Source organism: Amycolatopsis jejuensis, from assembly GCF_000717335.1.
GTDB classification, from domain to species: domain Bacteria; phylum Actinomycetota; class Actinomycetes; order Mycobacteriales; family Pseudonocardiaceae; genus Amycolatopsis; species Amycolatopsis jejuensis.
In genome coordinates, this window is record NZ_JNYZ01000062.1 from 1 (window position 1) to 19,839 (window position 19,839).

A 19,839-nucleotide genomic window follows, 5' to 3' on the forward strand; every position below is an offset into this window, starting at 1 on the left:
CTACTGGCTTAGTTCACTAGCACACTGTTGAGTTCTCAAGCAACACACCCCGAACCAAACCCAGAAAAACCAGGCCAAGCCCGATGCGTCGTTTCAAGCAGTTTTAGGTGGGACACCCACTCAATCACCCGAAGGGCAAGAGCTTGGTTCGTGTCCCGGCGGCCACCCGGTCTCCCTGGCGACTCGGAGAACTTTACACTCCCGGAAAGGTCCCGGAACAGGGGGGTACCTTAACCGCGTTTCCGCAGGTCAAACCCCTGTTTCGGGCCCCGGAGCCACTCACGAGCCGAGCCGCACCCCGGCGACGTTCCGCTTGCCCTTCCGGACCACCAGCCACCGGCCGTGCAGCGCGTCCGAAGCGGACGGCTTCCACTCCTCGTCGGCGACCTTCACGTTGTTCACGTACGCGCCGCCCTCCTTCACCGTCCGCCGCGCCGCGCCGCGGCTGTCGGCCAGTGCCCCGGCGATCAGCAGGTCGACGATCGTCGCGTCGCCGCCCGGGTCGACCTTGCCGGTGGGCACCTCGGCCATCGCGGCGTCGAGCGTGGCCGCGTCGAGGTCCGCCAGCTCACCGCGGCCGAACAGCGCCTGGCTCGCCGCGATGACCTGCTGCGTCTGGTCCTCGCCGTGGACCAGGTTCGTGAACTCCTCCGCGAGCCGCTTCTGCGCGGCACGCAGGTGCGGGCGCTGCTCGGTGTCCTCGGCCAGCGCGTCGATCTCCTCCCGTTCGAGGAAGGTGAACAGGCGCAGGTACCGGATCACGTCGGCGTCCCCGACGTTCACGAAGTACTGGTACCAGGCGTACGGCGACGTCATCTCCGGGTCGAGCCACACGTTGCCGCCGCCGGTGGACTTGCCGAACTTGCGGCCTTCGGCGTCGGTGACCAGCGGCGCGGTGAGCGCGTGCGCGCTGCCGCCCTCGACCCGGCGGATCAGGTCGACGCCGCCGACGAGGTTGCCCCACTGATCCGAGCCGCCGACCTGCAGCTTGCAGCCGTACTGCCGGTAGAGCTGCAGGTAGTCCTGCGACTGCAGCAGCAGGTAGCTGAACTCGGTGTACGACATCCCGTCCGACTCGAGCCGCCGCTTCACCGTCTCCCGGTTGAGCATCACGTTCACCGAGAAGTGCTTGCCGACGTCGCGGAGGAATTCGAGGACGTTCTGCTGCCCGGTCCAGTTCAGGTTGTTCTCCACGACCGCACCGGTCGGCGAATCGCCGAAGTCGACGAACCGCTCGAGCTGCCCGCGGATCCGCCCGGCCCACTCGGCGACGGTGTCGAGGGTGTTCAGCGTGCGCTCGCCGGTGTCGCGCGGGTCGCCGATCATCCCGGTCGCCCCGCCGGCCAGCACGATCGGCCGGTGCCCGGCCCGCTGGAACCGCTTGAGCATCAGCAGCGGGACGAGGTTGCCGGCATGCAGGCTGGGGGCGGTCGGGTCGAAACCGCAATAGAGCGTGAGCGGGCCCTGGTCGAGTTCCCGGCGCAGTGCGCCGAGGTCGGTGGACTGCGCGATCAGGCCGCGCCAGGACAACTCGTCAAGGATGTGCTCACTCACGTCTGTAGATCCTCCCGCACCAGGTCAAGCGACTATCCCGCGGGGCGGACCTGGCGTCGTTTCCCGCCGCGGCGATAGGCCGAAACGGCAGGCGAACCGTCGACCCAGAACCGCCACGGCGTGTCCATCGCCATCGCGACGCCGACGCGCGGCCCGGTGCGGACGTTGTCGGCAGGCACGCGCTCGCCGATCCGCAGCCGGACCGGCGACGCGGGGTCGGTGAGGTCCGCACCGTTCTGCTCACGAGCCAGCCCCAGCACCGACGTGAGGATCGCCGGGCCTTTGGCGAGTTCGCCGTTGCCGCGCGCATTCGGCCGCCGCGCCCGCACGAGGTCGGCCCCTTCGACGACCTCTCCCGCGCGCAGCAGCACCGCGCCCGGCTGCCCGTCCTCGGTGCCGACGACGTTCGCGCAGAAGTGCATGCCGTAGACGAAGTACACATACAGGTGCCCGGCCGGACCCCACATCACCGCGTTGCGCGGGGTTTTGCCGCGGTAGCAGTGTGACGCCGGATCGTCGAGCCCGCGGTACGCCTCCACCTCGGCCAGGCGCACCCCGACCCGGCCGTCGGGCAGGTCGGCCTCGAGGACGGCACCCAGCAGCAGCTTTGCCAGGTCGACCGGGTCCAGTGCCAGTTCCTCGCGCCGGAACAACCGGTCCACGTGCACTCCCCTCGTCGTGCGATCAGCCTAACGCGAGGGTCATTTCAGCCATTGCCGGTGCGCGGCAACGCGTTCGACCAGGCGTTCTCGCTGTTCGGCCACGCGATCCGGTGCCGTACCGCCGCGGGCGTCGCGGGAACGGACCGAACCCTCGACCGTCAGCACCTCGCGTACTGCAGGTGTGAGCGAAGGGTTGATGGCCTGGAACTCCTCGTCGGTGAGTTCGTCGAGCCCGACCCCGCGCGATTCCGCCACTCGCACGCTCTCGCCCGCCGCCTCGTGCGCGACGCGGAACGGCACTCCCTGGCGGACCAGCCATTCCGCGATGTCCGTGGCCAGCGTGAACCCGGCCGGGGCAAGCTCGGCGAGCCGCTCGGTGTGGAAGGTGAGCGTGCCGAGCATCCCCGCGATCGCCGGGAACAGCAGCTCCAGCTGTTCGACCGAGTCGAAGACCGGCTCCTTGTCCTCCTGCAGGTCGCGGTTGTAGGCGAGCGGCTGCGCTTTCAGCGTGGCCAGGAGGCCGGTGAGGTTGCCGATCAGGCGACCGGCCTTGCCCCGGGTCAGCTCTGCGACGTCCGGATTCTTCTTCTGCGGCATGATCGAACTGCCGGTGGCCCATGCGTCGTCGAGCGTGACGTAGCCGAACTCGGCGGTGTTCCAGATGATCACCTCTTCGGCGATCCGCGACAGGTTCACCGCCAACATCGCGACGGCGAACGCGAACTCGGCCACGAAATCACGGGAGGCCGTGCCGTCGATCGAGTTCTCGACGCTGGAGTCGAAGCCGAGTTCGGTGGCCACTGCTTCGGGATCGAGGCCGAGCGACGAACCGGCCAGGGCACCCGAACCGTACGGCGATTCTGCGGTGCGAACGTCCCAGTCGCGCAGGCGGGAGACATCGCGCAGCAGAGCATGTCCATGGGCCATCAGGTGGTGCGCGAGCAGCACCGGCTGGGCGTGCTGCAGGTGGGTGCGGCCAGGCAGGATCGCGTCCGGGTGCCGGCTCGCCTGCGACACCAGCGCGTCGACGACCTCGAGCGTGCCCGCGACGACCCGGCGGGCAGCGTCGCGCAGCCACATGCGGAAAAGCGTGGCCACCTGGTCGTTGCGGGAACGACCGGCGCGGAGCTTGCCGCCCAGCTCGGCCCCGGCACGCTCGAGGAGACCGCGTTCGAGCGCCGTGTGCACGTCCTCGTCGGCGACGGTCGGCGTGAAGGCACCCGACGCGACGTCCTGGGCCAGCGCGTCGAGCGCGTCGAGCATGCCGGCGAGCTCTGCTTCGGTGAGCAAGCCTGCCTTGCGCAGGACGCGGGCGTGCGCGCGCGAACCCGCGATGTCGTAGGGCGCCAGGCGCCAGTCGAAGTGGGTCGACGCGCTGAGCGCCGCCATCGCCTCGGCCGGTCCGCTGGCGAACCGGCCGCCCCACAGCTGCACCGGCTGGTCTTTCCCGCTCACGTTCTGCCTTTCTCGGTCCCGCGTCTCACGACGCCTGGGTGTTCGGATGCTGGGTGCTCCCCAGCGGAGTCTGCCCGGTCCCCGGACGGTACCGCCGTCCGACCGGGCGAAGATGCCTCCCGGCTGCGGCTGCCCGGCCCGCATGTAGCACCAGCCGGACCTCGCCGGACACGCTTTCCTGGGCCTGCCGGACGAACGCGTCCAGCGGCCGCCGCAGCGGCGAGACCCACAACCCGTCGGACACCAGCTCGGCCCATCGCCGGTCGACGCCGTGCTTGAACCTCGCCAGGTCACGATCGAGCGTGATCGCTTCCAGCTCCCGGTGCGCCGCAATCAGCGCTGCAGCGCCGGGCGCCTCATGGCTGACCTGCCCTTCGAACCGGCCGATGCCGTGCGCACCGGCGCGATGCCCGAGCCGCTGCACCGCCTCGGCCACGCGCACGGTCTCGCCGTCGACGGCGATCGGGACGCCGCGCTCGAAGGTGACGACGACCTCGTCGGGCACGCCGAGGTTGACTGACGCGTCCTCGGTGCACTCCCACTGACCGACGCTGCGTCCCCACAGCGTGCGGCTCGTCGACAGATGCGGCGTCCTCGCGTGAACCCGGATCCCGTTGGGGACAAGCACATCCCGCGCCTTGGTCAACGGGTGGACTGTTTGGGTGTCGTGTTCTCGCGCAACCGCACCAAGATGCTTTGCCAGCAACGGCCGGGCCAGCGATGCCACCAGCGGATGCCCGTCGACGACCAAGGCATTGGCCTGCAACGCAGGCAGGCAGTAGCCGTTGGCGAACTCCTCGCGAGCGTCCACCACGACGACCTCGGCAGCACCTTCGGAAACCGCCCGGCGGCGGAGCGCGCAGAAATCGACGTCTCCGGCACCGAAGTCGACCGCGACGGCGATCACGTCGGCCTGCTCGGCGAGAAGCTTCAGCGCGGCGGAAGAACCATGCCCACCCGAATAGGCGAGCACGACCCGCCGGGTCACGGTTCTCCTCCGCCCGCGAAGCCTGGAGCAGGCCTTCCTTCTCCGCCCGCAGAGCCCGGAGCAGGCCTTTCTCCCCCGCCCGAACAGGCGAGCACGACCCGCTGAGTCACGGTTTCTCCCCCGCCCGCAGAGCCCGGAACAAGCCTTACTCCTCCACCCGCGGAGCCCGGAGCAAGCACGGGCCGCTGGCGCATTTGCGGCCAACCCGGAGCAGCCACGACCCGCTCGTCCCCTGCCGCGGTCACGGTTCGTCCCCCTCCGCCGAGCCATGCGCGAGGGCGCTGAAGCGTTCCGCGAGGTCGCGCCCGGTAAGTGGCTCCCGCGCGATCACCGCGACCGTGTCGTCCCCGGCGATCGATCCGACGACCTCCTCAAGCGCCGCCCGGTCGATGGCGCTCGCGAGGAACTGCGCCGCACCTGGCGGCGTACGCAGCACCGTGAGGTTGCCCGACGCGTCCGCCGACACCAGCAGCTCGCTGAGCAGCCGCGACAACCTCGACGTGCCGCCCTGCACACCACGCACCGGGCTGCCGTCCTCCGGGATGACGTAGACCGGCGCACCCGAGTCGGCGCCGCGCAGCTTGACCGCGCCGAGTTCGTCGAGGTCGCGCGACAACGTCGCCTGCGTGACCTCGATGCCCTCGGCCGCGAGGAGCCTCGCCAGCTCCGTCTGGCTGCGAATGGCCATTGTGGACACCAGCTCGGTGATCCGCGCCTGGCGCCCGACCCGGCTGCTGGTCATCGGCCGTTCTGCCCGAACAGCCAGACCAGCAGGGCTTTCTGCGCGTGCAGCCGGTTTTCCGCCTCGTCCCAGACCGCGCTGGCCGGGCCGTCGAGGACCTCGTCGGTGATCTCCCATCCGCGGTGCGCGGGAAGGCAGTGCAGCACGATCGCCTCGTCCGCGGCTCGCTTCAGCAGGTCCGCGTTGACCTGCAGGGCCCTGAACGGCCCGACCCGGTCGAGCCCGTCGTTCTCCTGCCCCATCGACGTCCACGTGTCGGTGACCAGCACGTCCGACCCCTCGACGGCCTCGCGCGGACCGGTGTACACCGTTGCGCTGCCGCCGGTTTCGGTGCCGTGGCGCTTCGCGTCGAGCATCACCTGCTGGTCGGGCTGGAAGCCCTCCGGCGACACGACCCGCACGTTCATCCCGGCGGTGGTGCCGCCGAGCAGCAGTGAATGGGACATGTTGTTGGCGCCGTCGCCGAGGTAGGTGAGCGTGAGCCCGGCGAGCTTGCCCTTGCGCTCACGGATCGTCATGAGGTCCGTGAGCACCTGGCACGGGTGGAACTCGTCGGTGAGCGCGTTGATGATCGGGATCGTCGCGACCGAGGCCATCGAGTCGATCCGCTTCTGCGCGAACGTGCGCCACACGACGGCATCGACGTAGCGCGACAGCACGCGCGACGTGTCCTCGATGGTCTCCTCGCGGCCGAGCTGCATCGAACGGCCGTCGACGATCACCGGGTGCCCGCCGAGCTGGCTGATGCCGACCTCGAAGGAAAACCGGGTACGGGTGGAGTTCTTCTCGAAGATCGCGGTGACCGTGCGTCCGGCGAGCGCCTTCGTGCCGAGCGGGTCGGCCTTCAACTGGTCGGCAAGGTCCAGCAGGGCGGCCTGTTCGGCGGGGGTGACGTCGTCGTCGCGGAGGAAGTGGCGGGGCATCAGGCGGGATCCTTCGTGGTGGTGGAATCGAGTGCGCCCGGGAGGGCGGCGAGGAAGCCGTGCGCCTGCTGCTCTTCGAGCACGAGCGGCGGGGCGAGCCGGATGGTGTCGGGCGCGACCGGGTTGACCAGGTAACCCGCGTCCTGGGCCGCCTTCGCGACCGCCGCGGACACCGGTTCCCGCAGGGTGATGCCGAGCAGCAGCCCGGCCCCGCGAACCCCGGTGACGAGCGGGTGGCCGAGCGCCTCGACCCCGGCGGAAATGTCCTTGCCGAGTGACGAGACGTGGTCGAGCAGGTCGTCCCGGAGGATGGTGCGCAGCACGGCAAGGCCGGCCGCACAGCACACCGGGTTGCCGCCGAACGTGGTGCCGTGCTGGCCGGGCTTGAGCAGGTCGCCCGCCGCGCCGACGCCGATCACCGCACCGAGCGGGAGGCCGCCGCCGATGCCCTTCGCGAGCGTGATCACGTCCGGCACGATTCCGGCTTGCTGGAAGCCGAACCACGTGCCGAGCCGGCCGATGCCGGTCTGCACCTCGTCGAGGACGAGCAGTGCCCCGGCGGCCTTGGTGATCTCGCGCGCGGCCTGCAGGTAGCCGTCCGGCGCGGGCTTGACCCCGGCCTCGCCGAGCACGGGTTCCAGGAACACCCCGGCGGTTTCGCCGTCGACGGCGGCACGCAGCGCTTCGACATCACCGTAGGGAACGTGCGTGATCCCCGGTACCAGCGGCGCGAACGGATCACGCTTCGAAGGCTGCCCGGTGAGCGACAGCGCGCCCATCGTGCGTCCGTGGAACGCACCCTCCGCCGCGACGATCTTGGTGCGGCCGGTGAGCCGGGTGATCTTCAGCGCCGCCTCGTTCGCCTCGGCGCCGGAGTTGACGAACAGGACCTTGCCCTGCCCGTTCAATCCCGCGACGTCGAGCAGGGTCTCGGCGAGCTCGACGGCGACCGGGTTCACATACAGGTTGGACGTGTGCCCGAGCTTCGAGATCTGCTCGGTGACTGCGCGGACCACCTCGGGATGGGCGTGGCCGAGCGCGTTGACGGCGATGCCGCCGAGCAGATCGACATACTCGGTGCCGTCCGCGTCCCACACTCGCGCGCCTTCGCCGCGCACCAGCGTGAGGCCGGGGGTTCCGTAGTTGTCCATGACCGCCGACTGCCAGTGCTGCTGTCCGTCGGCATTGGACTTCAGAGTGGTCACGAATGCTCCGTTCCGGAAGGCGCCGCCTCGGGCAGCACCATGGTGCCGATGCCCCGCGAGGTGAAGACCTCGAGCAGCACCGAATGGGCGAGCCTGCCGTCGATCACGTGCGCGCCGCGTACTCCGCCGCGCACCGCGCGCACGCACGCCTCCATCTTCGGGATCATGCCGCTGGCCAGGCCGGGCAGCATGCGTTCGAGACGGTCGACGGGAATCCGGTCGATCAGCGACGACCGGTCCGGCCAGTTGGCATAAAGTCCTTCGACGTCGGTGAGCACGACGAGCTTCTCCGCACCGAGCGCGGCGGCGAGCGCACCGGCCGCCGTGTCGGCGTTGACGTTGTGCACCACGCCGTCGATGTCGGGCGCGACGGTGGAGACCACCGGGATGCGGCCCGCGTTCACGATGTCGAGCACCGCGTCCGGGTTGACCTCGGCGACCTCGCCCACCAGGCCGATGTCCACCTGCTCACCGTCCACAGTGGCCTGTTTGCGCTCTGCGGTGAACAGCCGCGCGTCCTCGCCGGAAATCCCGACCGCATAAGGCCCGTGCGCGTTGATCAGGCCGACCAGCTCCCGGCTGACCTGCCCGACCAGCACCATGCGCACGATGTCCATGGTCTCCGGCGTGGTGACCCGCAGGCCGCCCTTGAACTCGCCCGGCATGCCGAGCCGCGTCAGCATCGCGCTGATCTGCGGACCGCCGCCGTGCACCACGACCGGGTGCAGACCGGCCAGCCGCAGGAACACCATGTCCTCGGCAAAGGCGGCCTTGAGCTGGTCGTCGATCATCGCGTTGCCGCCGTACTTGACCACCACCGTCGCGCCGTGGAAACGCTGCAGCCACGGCAGCGCCTCGATCAGCACGCCGGCCTTCTCGGCCGCGGTGGCGAGCCGCTCGTCGGCGGAGATGAGCCCTTCGGTATCCGTCATGACGAGTACGCGCTGTTCTCTTCGACGTACCCGTGCGACAGGTCCGTGGTGTAGATCGTCGCTGCGTCCGTGCCGACGCCGAGGTCCACGACCACGTCGATCGCCCGGCCAGACAGGTCCGCGGCAGACCGGTCCTCCGCCGTGGTGCCACCGGCGAAAAGCGTGACACGATTGATGGTGATCGACACCGTATCCGGGTCGATGCGCGCGGGTGCGCGGCCGAGCGCCATCGCGATCCGGCCCCAGTTGGGATCCGATCCGAACAACGCGGTCTTGACCAGGTTGTCCTCGGCGATGGTGCGGGCCACGACGATGGCGTCGGCCTCGGACGCGGCGCCCTTGACCGTGATGTCCACGTCTTTGGTGGCGCCCTCGGCATCGGCCCGCAGCTGCAGGACGAGGTCGTGGCTCACCGCGGTGATCAGTTCCGTGAGCTCCGCTTCGGTCGGCTCGACCCCACTCGCGCCCGACGCGAGCACCAGCACCGTGTCGTTCGTGGACGTGCCGCCGTCGACATCCAGCCGGTCGAACGTGATGTGCGTAGCTGCGCGCAGCGCGCGGTCGAGGGTTTCCTTGTCCACCACGGCATCGGTGGTGAGCACGGACAGCATCGTGGCCAGATTCGGCGCGAGCATACCCGCCCCCTTGGCGAACCCGCCGACACTCCATCCGGTGGCGTGCTTCGCGAAAGCCTGTTTCGGCTTCGAATCCGTGGTCATGACGCCCTTGGCCGCATTGAGCGCCGCTTCCGGGCTGGTGTCGAGCGCCTTTACCGCACTGTCCACCCCGGACAGGACAACCGGCATCGGCAACCTTTCGCCGATCAGCCCGGTGGAGCAGACGGCGACCTCGATCGCCCCGGCACCCAGCACTTCGGCGACTTTCTCCGCGGTGGCATGGGTGTCCTGGAACCCGCCGGGACCGGTGGCCGCGTTTGCGCCGCCGGAGTTGAGCACGACGGCCTTCAGCTTCTGCTGTTTGAGCACCTCCTGCGACCACAGCACCGGCGCCGCCTTGATCACGTTGCGCGTGAAGACGCCCGCCGCGACGTCGAGCGGGCCGTCGTTGACGACCAGCGTGAGGTCGAGCGCGCCGGACGCCTTGATCCCGGCAGCGACGCCGGCGGCGCGGAAGCCCTGGGGGCCGGTGACGGTCACGGTGCCACTCCCACGGTGGAAAGTCCGGTGGCCTCGGGGAATCCGAGCGCCAGGTTCATCGACTGGACGGCACCGCCCGCGGTGCCCTTGGTGAGGTTGTCGATCGACGTGACGACGACCAGCCTGCCCGCGTCGGCATCGACTCCGAGCTGAAGCTGGACGTTGTTCGAACCGACCGTGGCCGCAGTGGTCGGCCATGTACCGGCGGGCAGGACCTGTACGAAAGGCTCGCTGTCATAAGCCTTTTCGTACACCGCGCGTGCGGTGGCCTCGTCCACATCACCAGCGAGCGCAGCGCTCGCGGTGGTGAGAATGCCGCGCGGCATGGGTGCGAGGACTGGGGTGAATGACACGGTGACCGGTTTACCAGCGGCCACCGACAAATTCTGCGCGAACTCCGGTGTGTGCCGGTGCGCACCGGCGACACCGTAGGCGCTCGCGTTGCCCATGACCTCGGACCCGAGCAGATTCGGCTTCAGGCTCTTGCCCGCACCGGACGTGCCCGTCACCGACACGACCGTGACCGCCGGCTCGACCAGCCCGGCCGCCAGCGCCGGCGCGAGTGCGAGGGAACCACCCGTCGGGAAGCAGCCGGGGACCGCGATCCGCTTGGTGCCCACGAGTTTCTCGCGTGCGCCCGGCAGCTCCGGCAGACCGTACGGCCATTGCCCGGCATGCTCGCCGGAGTACCAGCGTCGCCAATCCTCCGCATCGGCGAGCCGATGGTCCGCCCCGAGGTCGACGACCAGCACGTCGGGCCCGAGCTGCGCCGCGATCTCGGCCGAGTGGCCATGCGGCAGCGCGAGGAACACGACGTCATGGCCCGCGAGCGTTTCCGGGGTCGTCTCGAGCAACACCCGCCCGGCAAGCGGCACGAGGTGCGGCTGGTGCGTACCCAGCGTCGTCCCCGCGCTGCTCGCCGCCGTGAGTGCACCGATCTCGACCTCAGGATGCGTCAGGAGCAGGCGCAGCAGTTCGCCACCGGCGTACCCGCTGGCTCCGGCCACCGCGATCTTCACCGTCATACGCATGATTATGCATGACCGTGCAAGCTCAAACAAAGAGGGTTTGCTCACCCTGGACGTCCCTCCCCCGGACTTCCTCATTTTTCGGTTACCTGACACGGCAAATCGACCGCCCCGCAGAGCTGTGGCAGCGCTACTTTGCGCCGACGGACTCTCCGCACGGCACAACGGCTTTCGTCCCGCCGTCGTCCTGACGAAGGTCCGCCCGCTGGCTTCGGCAGCTGCTGCCGACCGCTCCACCGGTGGGCCTCGGCGCTCTCGGGGGCACTCAGGTCGGTCGCCCCGGCATTGTCAGCAAGCAGCTCTCCCGGAGCCACCGGCCGAATTCCACCCGGCCGCCTCACGACATCGGCCACCGGGCACGTTGGTCCAAGCCGCCCACTTCAGGCACCCCGACATCGCGACCGACAGCCATCTCAAGCGACTCGCCGATTCAGCGCACACCTCCGGCACCCCAGGTCGATGGTCCTGCCGACCTCGGTTCGCCTGCCAACATCACTTACACGCCTGCCACCTCGTTACTGCTTCCGCCTCGCCGATGCCCACCAGCCCCATTTACGCCCGCCGACTCGGCTACGCCTGCCAGCCCCACTTACGCCAGCCGGCCTCGTCGCGCCAGCCTTGCTCGCATCAGCCAGCCTTGTTCGCGCCAATGAGCCTCGCTTACGCCCGCCAGCCCCACCTACGCCTGCTAGCCAGCCTTGCCAACGCCACCCAGCCTCGTTTGCGCCTACCAGCCCCACCTGAACCTGCCAACTCGTCCACGCCAGCAAGCCTCCCTTGCACCGACCAACCCCACTCGCGCCAACCAGCCTCGTCGCGCCAGCCAGCTCCACTTGCTGCAACCAGCCCCATTTGTGCCCGCCAGCTCCGCTTGCTGCAACCAGCCTCGTTCGAGCCAGCCGACGTCGTTCGCGGCCGCCAGCCGCACCACACCAGTCGACTCACTCGACAACTACCAGCAACCACAGACCGGCCCACCTCCATCGACCCGCCCACGTCCGTCGACCCGCCGGACTCATGCCATCTGACCGGCGGACGCCTCGCCCCAGCGGACGATGCCTCGCCGGGCCCGCGTCGGGATGCGAACCCGGCGGGCAGGTGTCAGTCGACCCCTTCCTCTGCTTCGCGCAGGCTCGGCGGGGTCGGCAGATGGTTTCCCGGATGCTCGGGGTCGCAGCCGACCCGCGGCAGCCGCGCGCGGATCCCGCCTGGCGTGCGAGCGAAATGGCGCGCGAGGTCGGTGATCGAATCGCCGTCGAGCCAGCGGGCCTCCAGTTCCGCGTCCATCTCGTCGGTCCACGGCCGCCCCTGTTGAGCGGGCCGTCCACGCGATCTTCGCCGCGTGCCACCGCCCGCAAAGGTGCGCAGGCTTGTGTCGAGCAGCTCCGCGACAGTGGCGACGGACGCCACCTCGAGTTCGAGTCTGCCGTCCACAACGGGTTCGCCATCGGGTCTTTCGCCGCCGACCGTGACGGTGACCCGATCCGGCTCGCCGCCGTCGCTGCGGGTCACGACGGCGACCTGGTACTGGATGTCTCCTGACCGGATCTCGGTCCGGTGCTCCTGGATGATCGTCATGGCCGCGAAGGTAGCCGCCACCCCCGACAATTTTCGCTCACTTAACGCTATCGGGTGACTGCGGACCGAAATTGTCGGTGCCGGGTCGTACCGTCCCCGGCGACCACCAACGACAACCGAGGGGGATCGGTGGACCAGCGGAAACGGGCAGTGCCCCGGCCTGGCAGACCAGGCCGGGGCACCGGAAGAACCAGCTCAGAAACGCAGCAGCCGCGCCAGCGGATCCTGCTTCGCCTGCGCCGCGGCCTTCGCGTCGGCGTCAGCCTTCTGCTGCGCGCCGGACGCGACCGGCGCCGGAACCGGCTGCGGCACCGGAGCGCACTGCGCGTCGGACCGGTCGCCCGGCACACGCTTCGGCAGTGCACCGGTCGCGAGGTAGTCGGCGACCTTGTCGTCCACACACGCCACGCCGGAGAGCGATCCGGCGTGCGTGGTGCCGCCGGGCGCGCTGATCAGGCTCGAGCGCGGATAGCGTTTGCGTACCTCGAGGCTGCCCTCATATGGCGTGGCCGCATCCAGCTCCTCGCTGACGAGCAGCAGTCCGGGAACCTTGGCGCCGTTCACCTCCACCGGCTGACCGGCCTTCGCGGGCCAATTGAGGCAAGGCGCGTTGAACCACGTGTTGCCCCACGTCTCGAACGGCGCACGGAAGTAGGTGGACCAGGTGTCGCGGCGCCAGCGGTTCCAGTCCTGCGGCCACTGCACGTCGGTGCACTGCACCGCGCTGTACACGGCGTACCCGTTGTCGTCGCCCGGCGGGTTCGAGTTGTCGTACAACGTTTTCAGCGTCTGCCAGTCACCGCGGTGCACCCAGCCGTCGAAGGCCTTGGCCATGTCCTCCCAGCCGAACACGTAGTAGCCGGCCTGGAGGAAGATGTCGGTCCACTCGTCACCGCCGATCACGCCGCCCGCGGGCGACCGGTCGAGCTTGCGCTGCTGGTCGTACCAGAGCTGCTCCACCGCGATCCCGGTCTTGCCGAGGTGGTAGACCCCGTCGTACTTGGCGAGCCAGTCGAAGTAGATCTTGATGTTGCGGTCGAAGGCGACATCCTGGTCGAGGTTCGCCTGGTACCACACCTTGCGCGGGTCCACGTTGCCGTCGAGCACCATCCGGCGCACGCGATCCGGGTACCGCGTGCTGTAGACCTGGCCGAGGTAGGTGCCGTAGGAGAAGCCGTAGAAATTGATCTGCTTTTCGCCGAGCGCCTTGCGGAGGCTGTCCATGTCCTGCGCGACCTCGATGGTCTTCACGTGGTCGAGCAGCGGACCGTTTTTGGCGCACGCGTCGGCGTACCCCTTCGCGCGCTCCCGCCAGGTGTTCTCCAGCTGCGGCGTCTTGGGCACGTAGGCCGGGCGGGCGTAGGAGAAGTACTTCCCGTCGCAGGTGATAGCCGGTTTGCTGGAGCCGACGCCGCGCGGGTCGAACCCGATCCAGTCGTAGCTGTCACCGGCGTGCCGCGGCACGTTCCCGCCCAGCCTCGAAAGACCCAGCCCGGATCCACCGGGGCCGCCTGGGTTCACCAGCATCACGCCCTGGTACTGCGCGGTCTTGTGCTTCACCCGCGACACCGCGATCTGCACCGTCTCTCCGGACGGCCTCGCGTAGTCCATCGGAACCACGAGGAAGCCACACTCGGCACCGGCCTTCTTGAGGCTTGGCGTGGTGCACGGTCCCCACTTGATCGGTGGCGGGTCGTAGCCTGCCTGCACCGCGGTGGCGGCAGGAGCGGCGGCCAGCGTTCCGGCCGCGACGGCGACGGCGGCCAGTGCGGTGACGATTTTCCTCACGGTGGTCCTTTACGTCCGGCAGCAACCCGAGGTCGTCGAAACTACCGGCTGCACGGCACAATCTCGGTTCCCGACACGAGATGCGCCGTCCCTCTTTCGTCGGGATCCGAGACAGCGGAGGTGACCACCTGTGGGTGCGGGCAATGCGTTGATCACAGCGGTGCGGACCGGTCTTGCCGAGCTGGCCGACCCCGCCAAAGCACCGGAAATGCGGGCGTACATGAAGTCCGACATGCCGTTTCGCGGGGTACCGAAGCCGGGCCGCAGCACGCTCATGAAGGCAGTCCTCACCGAGCATCTTCTGCCCGATCGGGTGACGTTCGCCAAAACAGTCCTCACGTTGTGGCGGGAGGCGAGGTACCGCGAGGAGCGGTACGCGGCGATCGACCTCTCCGGAGATCGTGCCTACCGACGATGGCAGGACCCGCAACTGCTGGAGGTGTACGACGAGCTGATCGTCACCGGGGCATGGTGGGACTACGTGGACGAGGTCGCGATCCGCCGCGTCGGGCCGATCCTGCGCGGGTTCCGCGCCGACGTCACGCCCGTCGTACGCCGCTGGATCACCGATCCCGACCGCTGGCGCCGGCGCGCATCGGTGATCTGCCAGATCGGCGCAAAAGGCGACGTGGACCACGACCTGCTCACCGACGCGATCGAGGCGAACATCGACGACCCGGACTTCTTCCTGCGCAAGGGAATCGGCTGGGCATTGCGCGATCATGCGCGGTCCGAGCCGGGGTGGGTCCGGACGTTCGTCCATGACCACCCCGGGTTGTCCCCACTGTCCACACGGGAGGCGATGAAACATCTCGGCTGAGAAGAAGGAAAGGCCGATGTCAGACGGCGTCGGCGGACAGGAAAGGAGGAGGGTGCCATGACAGCAGCGCTCCCCTGCCCCGGCTGACCAGCCGTGGCCGGAGCGCGAGGCGGCGCAGCCGCGGGGCGATACCGCAGCAGGGTTGTGCAACCGCGGGTGGAGACAACCGTGAGGCTGGGTACCGCAGGGCGCGGCGGCAGCGTGCCAGACGAGCAGTACGTCGAGGCATCGGCAGGCCGTGTCAGGTCAGCTGCAGGCCGATGTGCTGCCCGTCAGGACAGCAGGCCGGGTCAAGTTTGCCGCAGGCCGACATGCCGCACGTCAGCACAAGCAGGCCGGGTCAACGCAGCTGCGGGTCGAGCACGCTGTGCGTCACGACTGCGGCAGGCCACGTCGACACAGCTGCTGGCCGGGTTTGCCGCGCGTCAAGCCCGCAGCCGGGCACTGACCGGAGGTGTGTCGGGACGGTAGCTGGCCAGGACCGCAACGCGTCAGGACAGCGGCGCCAGGACAGCAGCGCGCCAGGACTGCACCGAGCCGGGGCCTCAATGTGCCGAAACTGCACCGAGCCGGGGCCTCAATGTGCCGAAACCGCAGCGGGCCACGACCGCAACCTGCCAAGACGGCAGCGGGCCGGGACGGGCTGGGACCTGTGGCGCAGGGCCCGGGATGTCCAGGCAGCGGCGAGGTCGAGCGCGCAGCGTAGCGCCGCCCGCCCGGCGGCACCCGGCATCGCAGCGCTTCGGTCCGGCGGGAGCCGACCCTGCGCATCGGTCGGACGAGGAGCGATCCTGCGCGCCGGTTCGACGAGGAGCGACCCTGCGCGCCGGTCCGACGGGAAGCGCCCCAGCGCGTCGGCCGGGCGGGAAGCGACCATGCGCGTCAGCCTGGCAAGCAGCGTCACCGCGCGTCGACCCGGCGGCTCCGCCATCGCTGGCACTGCCGGTGGGCCGAGCGGAGGCGCGCAAGATCAGCGTAGGTCTGGGCGCGGCGGCACCCCGAGCGATCCGTCGCGCGGAATCGCGCGGAGTGCGTCCCGGGTGGCGGGACCACTCCGCGCGAGTCAGGCGCGCAGTGTCGCTCCGAAACGTTCGCCGGCTGCGGCGACCGCGGCGTCACGGGCCTTGGTGGCCTCGTCGACGGTGAGGGTGCGGTCCGGGGCTCGGAAGCGGAGCTTGTATGCCACGGATCGCTTGCCGTCGCCGAGTTGCTCGCCGGTGTACACGTCGAAGAGCGTGATGTCTTCGAGGAGGTCACCGGCGCCCTCGCGGAGTACGTCGGCGAGGTCTGCGGACGGGACGTCCATGGCGGCGACCAGGGCGACGTCCAGCAGGACCGGCGGATAGGCCGAGATGCTGGGCGCCGGGCGGGAGTCGGGCAGCGGGATCGCGTCGAGGTCGAGTTCCATGGCGACCGTGCGCGGCGGCAGGCCGAGGGCCTCCACCACCTTCGGGTGGAGCTCGCCCGCGTGGCCCACCGGCCAGTCGCCCACGCGCAGCTGGGCGCAGCGGCCCGGGTGCCACGGCGGCAGGTCGGCGGCTTGCACCGTGAGCTGCACGCCCGCGGCCTCGGCCACCAGGCGCGCGGCCTGCACGGCGTCGGCCCAGCCTGCCTGGTCGCCCTTGCCCCACCAGCCGGCGCGCGGGCGCTGACCGCTGAGGACGACGGCGACGTGCACCGGCTGCGCGGGCACCGCGGCCTCCAGCACGGCCAGGTCCTCGTCGCTCGGGCGGTGCTCGACGCCGAGGTCCGGGACCTTGAGCTGGTTCGGTTTCGGCAGCACGACCTGGCCGATGTGGAAGAGCGACACGTCCTTCATGCCGCGGGAAACGTTGCGCTGCAACGTGTCCAGCAGGCCCGGCAAAAGGGTGGTGGCCATCCGGTCACGGTCGGCCTCGAGCGGGTTGCGCACGCGAACCGTGGTGCGGCGGATGTCATCGGCGGGCAAGCCGAAGGCGTCCCACACCTCGTCGCCGATGAACGGGAACGGCAGCACCTCGACGTAGCCCGCCTCGGCGAGCGCACGGGACACCGCGCGGCGGCGGCGCTGGGTGTCGGTGAGACCGCGGCCCGCGGGCGCGGCTGGCAGCACCGACGGGATGCTGTCGTAGCCCTCGAGCCGCAGGACCTCCTCGACGAGGTCCGCCGGCTGCACGAGGTCGCCGCGCCAGCTCGGCGGCACCGCGGTGACGAGGCCGACGCCCTGGTCACTGGTGCTGACCTGCACCTTGCAGCCGATCTGCCCGAGCCGCCGCACGGTGACGCCGCGTTCGTAGCGCACGCCGGCGACCTGGTCGGGCAGGTTGATCGGCATGCTGACCGGCGGGTGCAGCGTCACACCGCCGACGTCGGTGCGGCCCGGGCGGATCGCGCCGTCGCCGTAGCGGCGCAACAGGCGCGCGGCCAGCTCCACCGCGGCTGCGCACAGCGCCGGGTCGGTGTAGCGCTCGAAGCGCTTCGCTGCCTCGGAGAACAGCTTGTGCCTGCGCGCCGTACGGCTGATCGACGCCGGGTTCCAGTGCGCTGCTTCGAGAAGCACATCCGTGCTCTCCGGCGTGATCTCCGTGCTGGCGCCACCCATCGTGCCGGCGAGCGAGATGACGCCGCTGTCGTCGGCGATCACGATGTCGTCGGCATCGAGGGTGCGCTCGGCGTCGTCGAGGGTGGTGAGCTTCTCCCCCGCCTTCGCGCGGCGTACCACCAGGTCACCCTGGATGGAACCGGTTGCGAAGGCGTGCAGCGGATGCCCGAGCTCGAGCATGACGTAGTTCGTGACGTCCACCGCGAGCGAGATGGACCGGATCCCGGCCAGCATCAGGCGGCGGCGCATCCACCACGGCGTCGGCGCGGTCGCGTCCAGACCGGTCACGCGGCGCAGCACGAACCGCGGGCAGCCTTCCGGGTCCTCGACCCGCACCGGCCACGCTTCGCCCTCGGCTTCGGGGAAGTTGTCCAGCACCGCGGGGTCGCCGAACGGCACGTCGAGCGCGTTGGACAGCTCGCGCGAGAGACCGCGGATCGACAGCGCATAGCCGCGATCGGGGGTCGGCGTGACCTCGATGACTGTGTCGTCGAGGCCGAGCAGTTCCTTCGCGTCGTCGCCCGGGCTCGCTGCACCCGGCGGCAGCACGAGGATGCCGGAGTGGTCGTCGCCGAGGCCGAGTTCCTTGGCGGAGCAGATCATGCCGTCGCTGACCTTGCCGTAGGTCTTGCGCGCGGCGATCGCGAAATCGCCCGGGAGCACGACGCCGGGCAGCGCGACCACGACCAGGTCACCCTCGGCGAAATTCGTTGCGCCGCAGACGATCCCGCGGGTCTTGATGCCGTGCGGACCCTCGTTCTCGATCGGGCCGTCGTCGTCCTCGTCTTCGTCCTCTTCGGACAGTGCGGCGTCGTCGGGCTCAGGATCGGGCTCCTCGCCGACCTCGACGCGGCAGTACCGCACCGGCTTCTTGAAGGCGGTCAGCTCCTCGATCTCGGCGACCCGGCCGACCACGAGCGGGCCGGAAACCGGGCCGAGCGGGCTCAGCTCGTCGACCTCGATCCCGATCCGGACGAAAGCGTCGGCCAGGTCCTGGGGCGTGACCTCGGCACCCACGTCGAGGTGCTCGGTCAGCCAGCTCACCGGGACTCGCACTACGCCTCCGTTCCGAAGGGAAGGGTGAACCGGACATCGCCCTCGACCATGTCGCGCATGTCCGGGATGCCGTTGCGGAACTGCAAGGTCCGCTCGATGCCCATGCCGAACGCGAAGCCGGAGTAGACCTCCGGGTCGACGCCGCACGCGCGCAGCACGTTCGGGTTGACCATGCCGCAGCCGCCCCACTCGACCCAGCCGGGGCCACCACGCTTCTCCTCGAACCACACGTCGACCTCCGCCGACGGCTCGGTGAACGGGAAGAAGTGCGGCCGCAGCCGGGTTTTCGAGCCCTCGCCGAACATTGCGCGGGCGAACGCGTCGAGCGTGCCCTTCAAGTGCGCCATGGTGAGGCCCTTGTCGACGGCCAAGCCCTCGACCTGGGTGAACACCGGGGTGTGCGTGGAGTCGAGCTCGTCGGTGCGGTAGGTGCGGCCCGGGCACACGACGTACACCGGCAGCTCGCGGTGCAGCAGGCTGCGGGCCTGGACCGGCGACGTGTGCGTGCGCAGCACGAGGCCCGAGCCTTCCTCACCGACGTAGAACGTGTCCTGAAGCTGGCGCGCGGGGTGGTCCTTGCCGAAGTTGAGCGCGTCGAAGTTGAACCACTCCGCCTCGAGCTCGGGCCCCTCGGCGACCTCGTACCCCATCGCGATGAAGGCGTCGGCGATCCGCTCGGACAGCGTGCTGATCGGATGCCGGGCCCCGCGCGGGATCTGGTCCCAGGGCAGGGTGACGTCGACGGCCTCGTCGCGGAGCACCCGCTCGTCACGCTCGGTCTGCAGCACGGCGCGGCGCGCGTCGAAGGCGGACTGCACGGCCTGGCGGGCTTCGTTGACCCGCTTGCCTGCTTCGGCCTTCTCCTGCTTGGGCAGCGCGCCGATCTCCCGGCGGGCGAGCAGCAGCGGAGACTGGTCCCCGAGATGGGCCGGTTTGACGGTGGCGAGCGCGTCCAGGTCGGCTGCGCCGGCAAAGGCCTCTTCGGCCGCCTTGATCGCCGCACGCAGGGTCTCCGGTGCAAGCACGTCGACCGGCTGTTCTGTGGCTCCGGACATGACTCCTCGGCGTCCGCTGGGACTGGTGTGGTCGGCGGCACGCGGGCGTGCTGCCGCACGTGCACATCGGGCAGCTCAGTCTAGGGGATCGGCCACGGGGCCCGGCCGCTCACCCTCCGCTTCCGGAGCGGACACGCCGGAACCAGCGGTGATTACGACTGCCCGTGGTGGAAGACCCGAACGGAGGTCAGCACATCGGGTGATGGTTGCCCGCGATGGGGCCGGGGCCGGGCTGGAGTGGGCGGGGCGATTTCGACCGGCTCGGGCTACCGGGAGTCGGCGGGCGGAGGGGTCGGGTGGGGTGGGGTCGTGAGG

15 protein-coding genes are annotated in these 19,839 nt (G+C 69.9%); 1 reads left to right on the forward strand and 14 read right to left on the reverse strand.

Annotated features, from left to right (window positions below):
• Nucleotides 1–279: 279 nt before the first annotated feature.
• From tyrS to OO71_RS45040, 12 genes are all read right to left on the reverse strand, one after another.
• On the reverse strand, nucleotides 280–1,554 hold the full coding sequence (gene tyrS, locus OO71_RS44985; protein ID WP_033296256.1) for a tyrosine--tRNA ligase: 1,275 nt from the start codon (nucleotides 1,552–1,554) through the stop codon (nucleotides 280–282).
• A 32-nt stretch (nucleotides 1,555–1,586) separates the two neighbouring features.
• On the reverse strand, nucleotides 1,587–2,222 hold the full coding sequence (locus tag OO71_RS44990) for a DNA-3-methyladenine glycosylase (protein WP_033296257.1): 636 nt from the start codon (nucleotides 2,220–2,222) through the stop codon (nucleotides 1,587–1,589).
• 33 nt (nucleotides 2,223–2,255) lie between these two features.
• Nucleotides 2,256–3,671, reverse strand: coding sequence for an argininosuccinate lyase (gene argH, locus OO71_RS44995; protein ID WP_033296258.1), 1,416 nt, complete (start codon nucleotides 3,669–3,671; stop codon nucleotides 2,256–2,258).
• 25 nt (nucleotides 3,672–3,696) lie between these two features.
• Nucleotides 3,697–4,659: an argininosuccinate synthase domain-containing protein gene (locus tag OO71_RS45000; RefSeq protein ID WP_033296259.1), complete on the reverse strand. Its 963-nt coding sequence runs from the start codon at nucleotides 4,657–4,659 to the stop codon at nucleotides 3,697–3,699.
• 241 nt (nucleotides 4,660–4,900) lie between these two features.
• Nucleotides 4,901–5,401 carry an arginine repressor gene (locus OO71_RS45005; RefSeq protein ID WP_033296260.1) on the reverse strand — a complete coding sequence of 167 codons (501 nt, stop codon included), beginning with the start codon at nucleotides 5,399–5,401 and terminating at the stop codon, nucleotides 4,901–4,903.
• Nucleotides 5,398–6,324: an ornithine carbamoyltransferase gene (argF, locus tag OO71_RS45010; RefSeq protein ID WP_033296261.1), complete on the reverse strand. Its 927-nt coding sequence runs from the start codon at nucleotides 6,322–6,324 to the stop codon at nucleotides 5,398–5,400. Before argF ends, OO71_RS45005 begins: the two co-directional genes overlap by 4 nt.
• On the reverse strand, nucleotides 6,324–7,529 hold the full coding sequence (locus OO71_RS45015) for an acetylornithine transaminase (protein ID WP_033296262.1): 1,206 nt from the start codon (nucleotides 7,527–7,529) through the stop codon (nucleotides 6,324–6,326). Before OO71_RS45015 ends, argF begins: the two co-directional genes overlap by 1 nt.
• Nucleotides 7,526–8,461: an acetylglutamate kinase gene (gene argB / locus OO71_RS45020; RefSeq protein WP_033296263.1), complete on the reverse strand. Its 936-nt coding sequence runs from the start codon at nucleotides 8,459–8,461 to the stop codon at nucleotides 7,526–7,528. Before argB ends, OO71_RS45015 begins: the two co-directional genes overlap by 4 nt.
• Nucleotides 8,458–9,618: a bifunctional glutamate N-acetyltransferase/amino-acid acetyltransferase ArgJ gene (argJ, locus tag OO71_RS45025; protein WP_033296264.1), complete on the reverse strand. Its 1,161-nt coding sequence runs from the start codon at nucleotides 9,616–9,618 to the stop codon at nucleotides 8,458–8,460. The genes argB and argJ overlap by 4 nt, the downstream gene beginning before the upstream one ends.
• The gene (gene argC / locus OO71_RS45030; protein WP_033296265.1) at nucleotides 9,615–10,643 is read right to left on the reverse strand and encodes an N-acetyl-gamma-glutamyl-phosphate reductase; all 1,029 of its coding nucleotides are present in this window, start codon (nucleotides 10,641–10,643) and stop codon (nucleotides 9,615–9,617) included. Before argC ends, argJ begins: the two co-directional genes overlap by 4 nt.
• A 1,104-nt stretch (nucleotides 10,644–11,747) precedes the next feature.
• Complete coding sequence (locus OO71_RS45035; RefSeq protein WP_033296266.1) at nucleotides 11,748–12,224, reverse strand: hypothetical protein; 477 nt, start codon at nucleotides 12,222–12,224, stop codon at nucleotides 11,748–11,750.
• Between the two features lie 195 nt (nucleotides 12,225–12,419).
• Nucleotides 12,420–14,012 (reverse strand): alpha/beta hydrolase, encoded by a 1,593-nt coding sequence (locus tag OO71_RS45040; protein WP_033296267.1) that lies wholly within the window; start codon nucleotides 14,010–14,012, stop codon nucleotides 12,420–12,422.
• Between the two features lie 130 nt (nucleotides 14,013–14,142).
• Between OO71_RS45040 and OO71_RS45045 the strand changes: the two genes are divergently transcribed.
• The gene (locus OO71_RS45045; RefSeq protein WP_033296268.1) at nucleotides 14,143–14,832 is read left to right on the forward strand and encodes a DNA alkylation repair protein; all 690 of its coding nucleotides are present in this window, start codon (nucleotides 14,143–14,145) and stop codon (nucleotides 14,830–14,832) included.
• Between the two features lie 1,063 nt (nucleotides 14,833–15,895).
• Here OO71_RS45045 and pheT read toward each other — a convergent pair.
• Nucleotides 15,896–18,469 (reverse strand): phenylalanine--tRNA ligase subunit beta, encoded by a 2,574-nt coding sequence (gene pheT, locus OO71_RS45050; protein WP_033296269.1) that lies wholly within the window; start codon nucleotides 18,467–18,469, stop codon nucleotides 15,896–15,898.
• Nucleotides 18,469–19,524 carry a phenylalanine--tRNA ligase subunit alpha gene (gene pheS / locus OO71_RS45055; RefSeq protein ID WP_033296270.1) on the reverse strand — a complete coding sequence of 352 codons (1,056 nt, stop codon included), beginning with the start codon at nucleotides 19,522–19,524 and terminating at the stop codon, nucleotides 18,469–18,471. The genes pheT and pheS overlap by 1 nt, the downstream gene beginning before the upstream one ends.
• Nucleotides 19,525–19,839 lie beyond the last annotated feature (315 nt).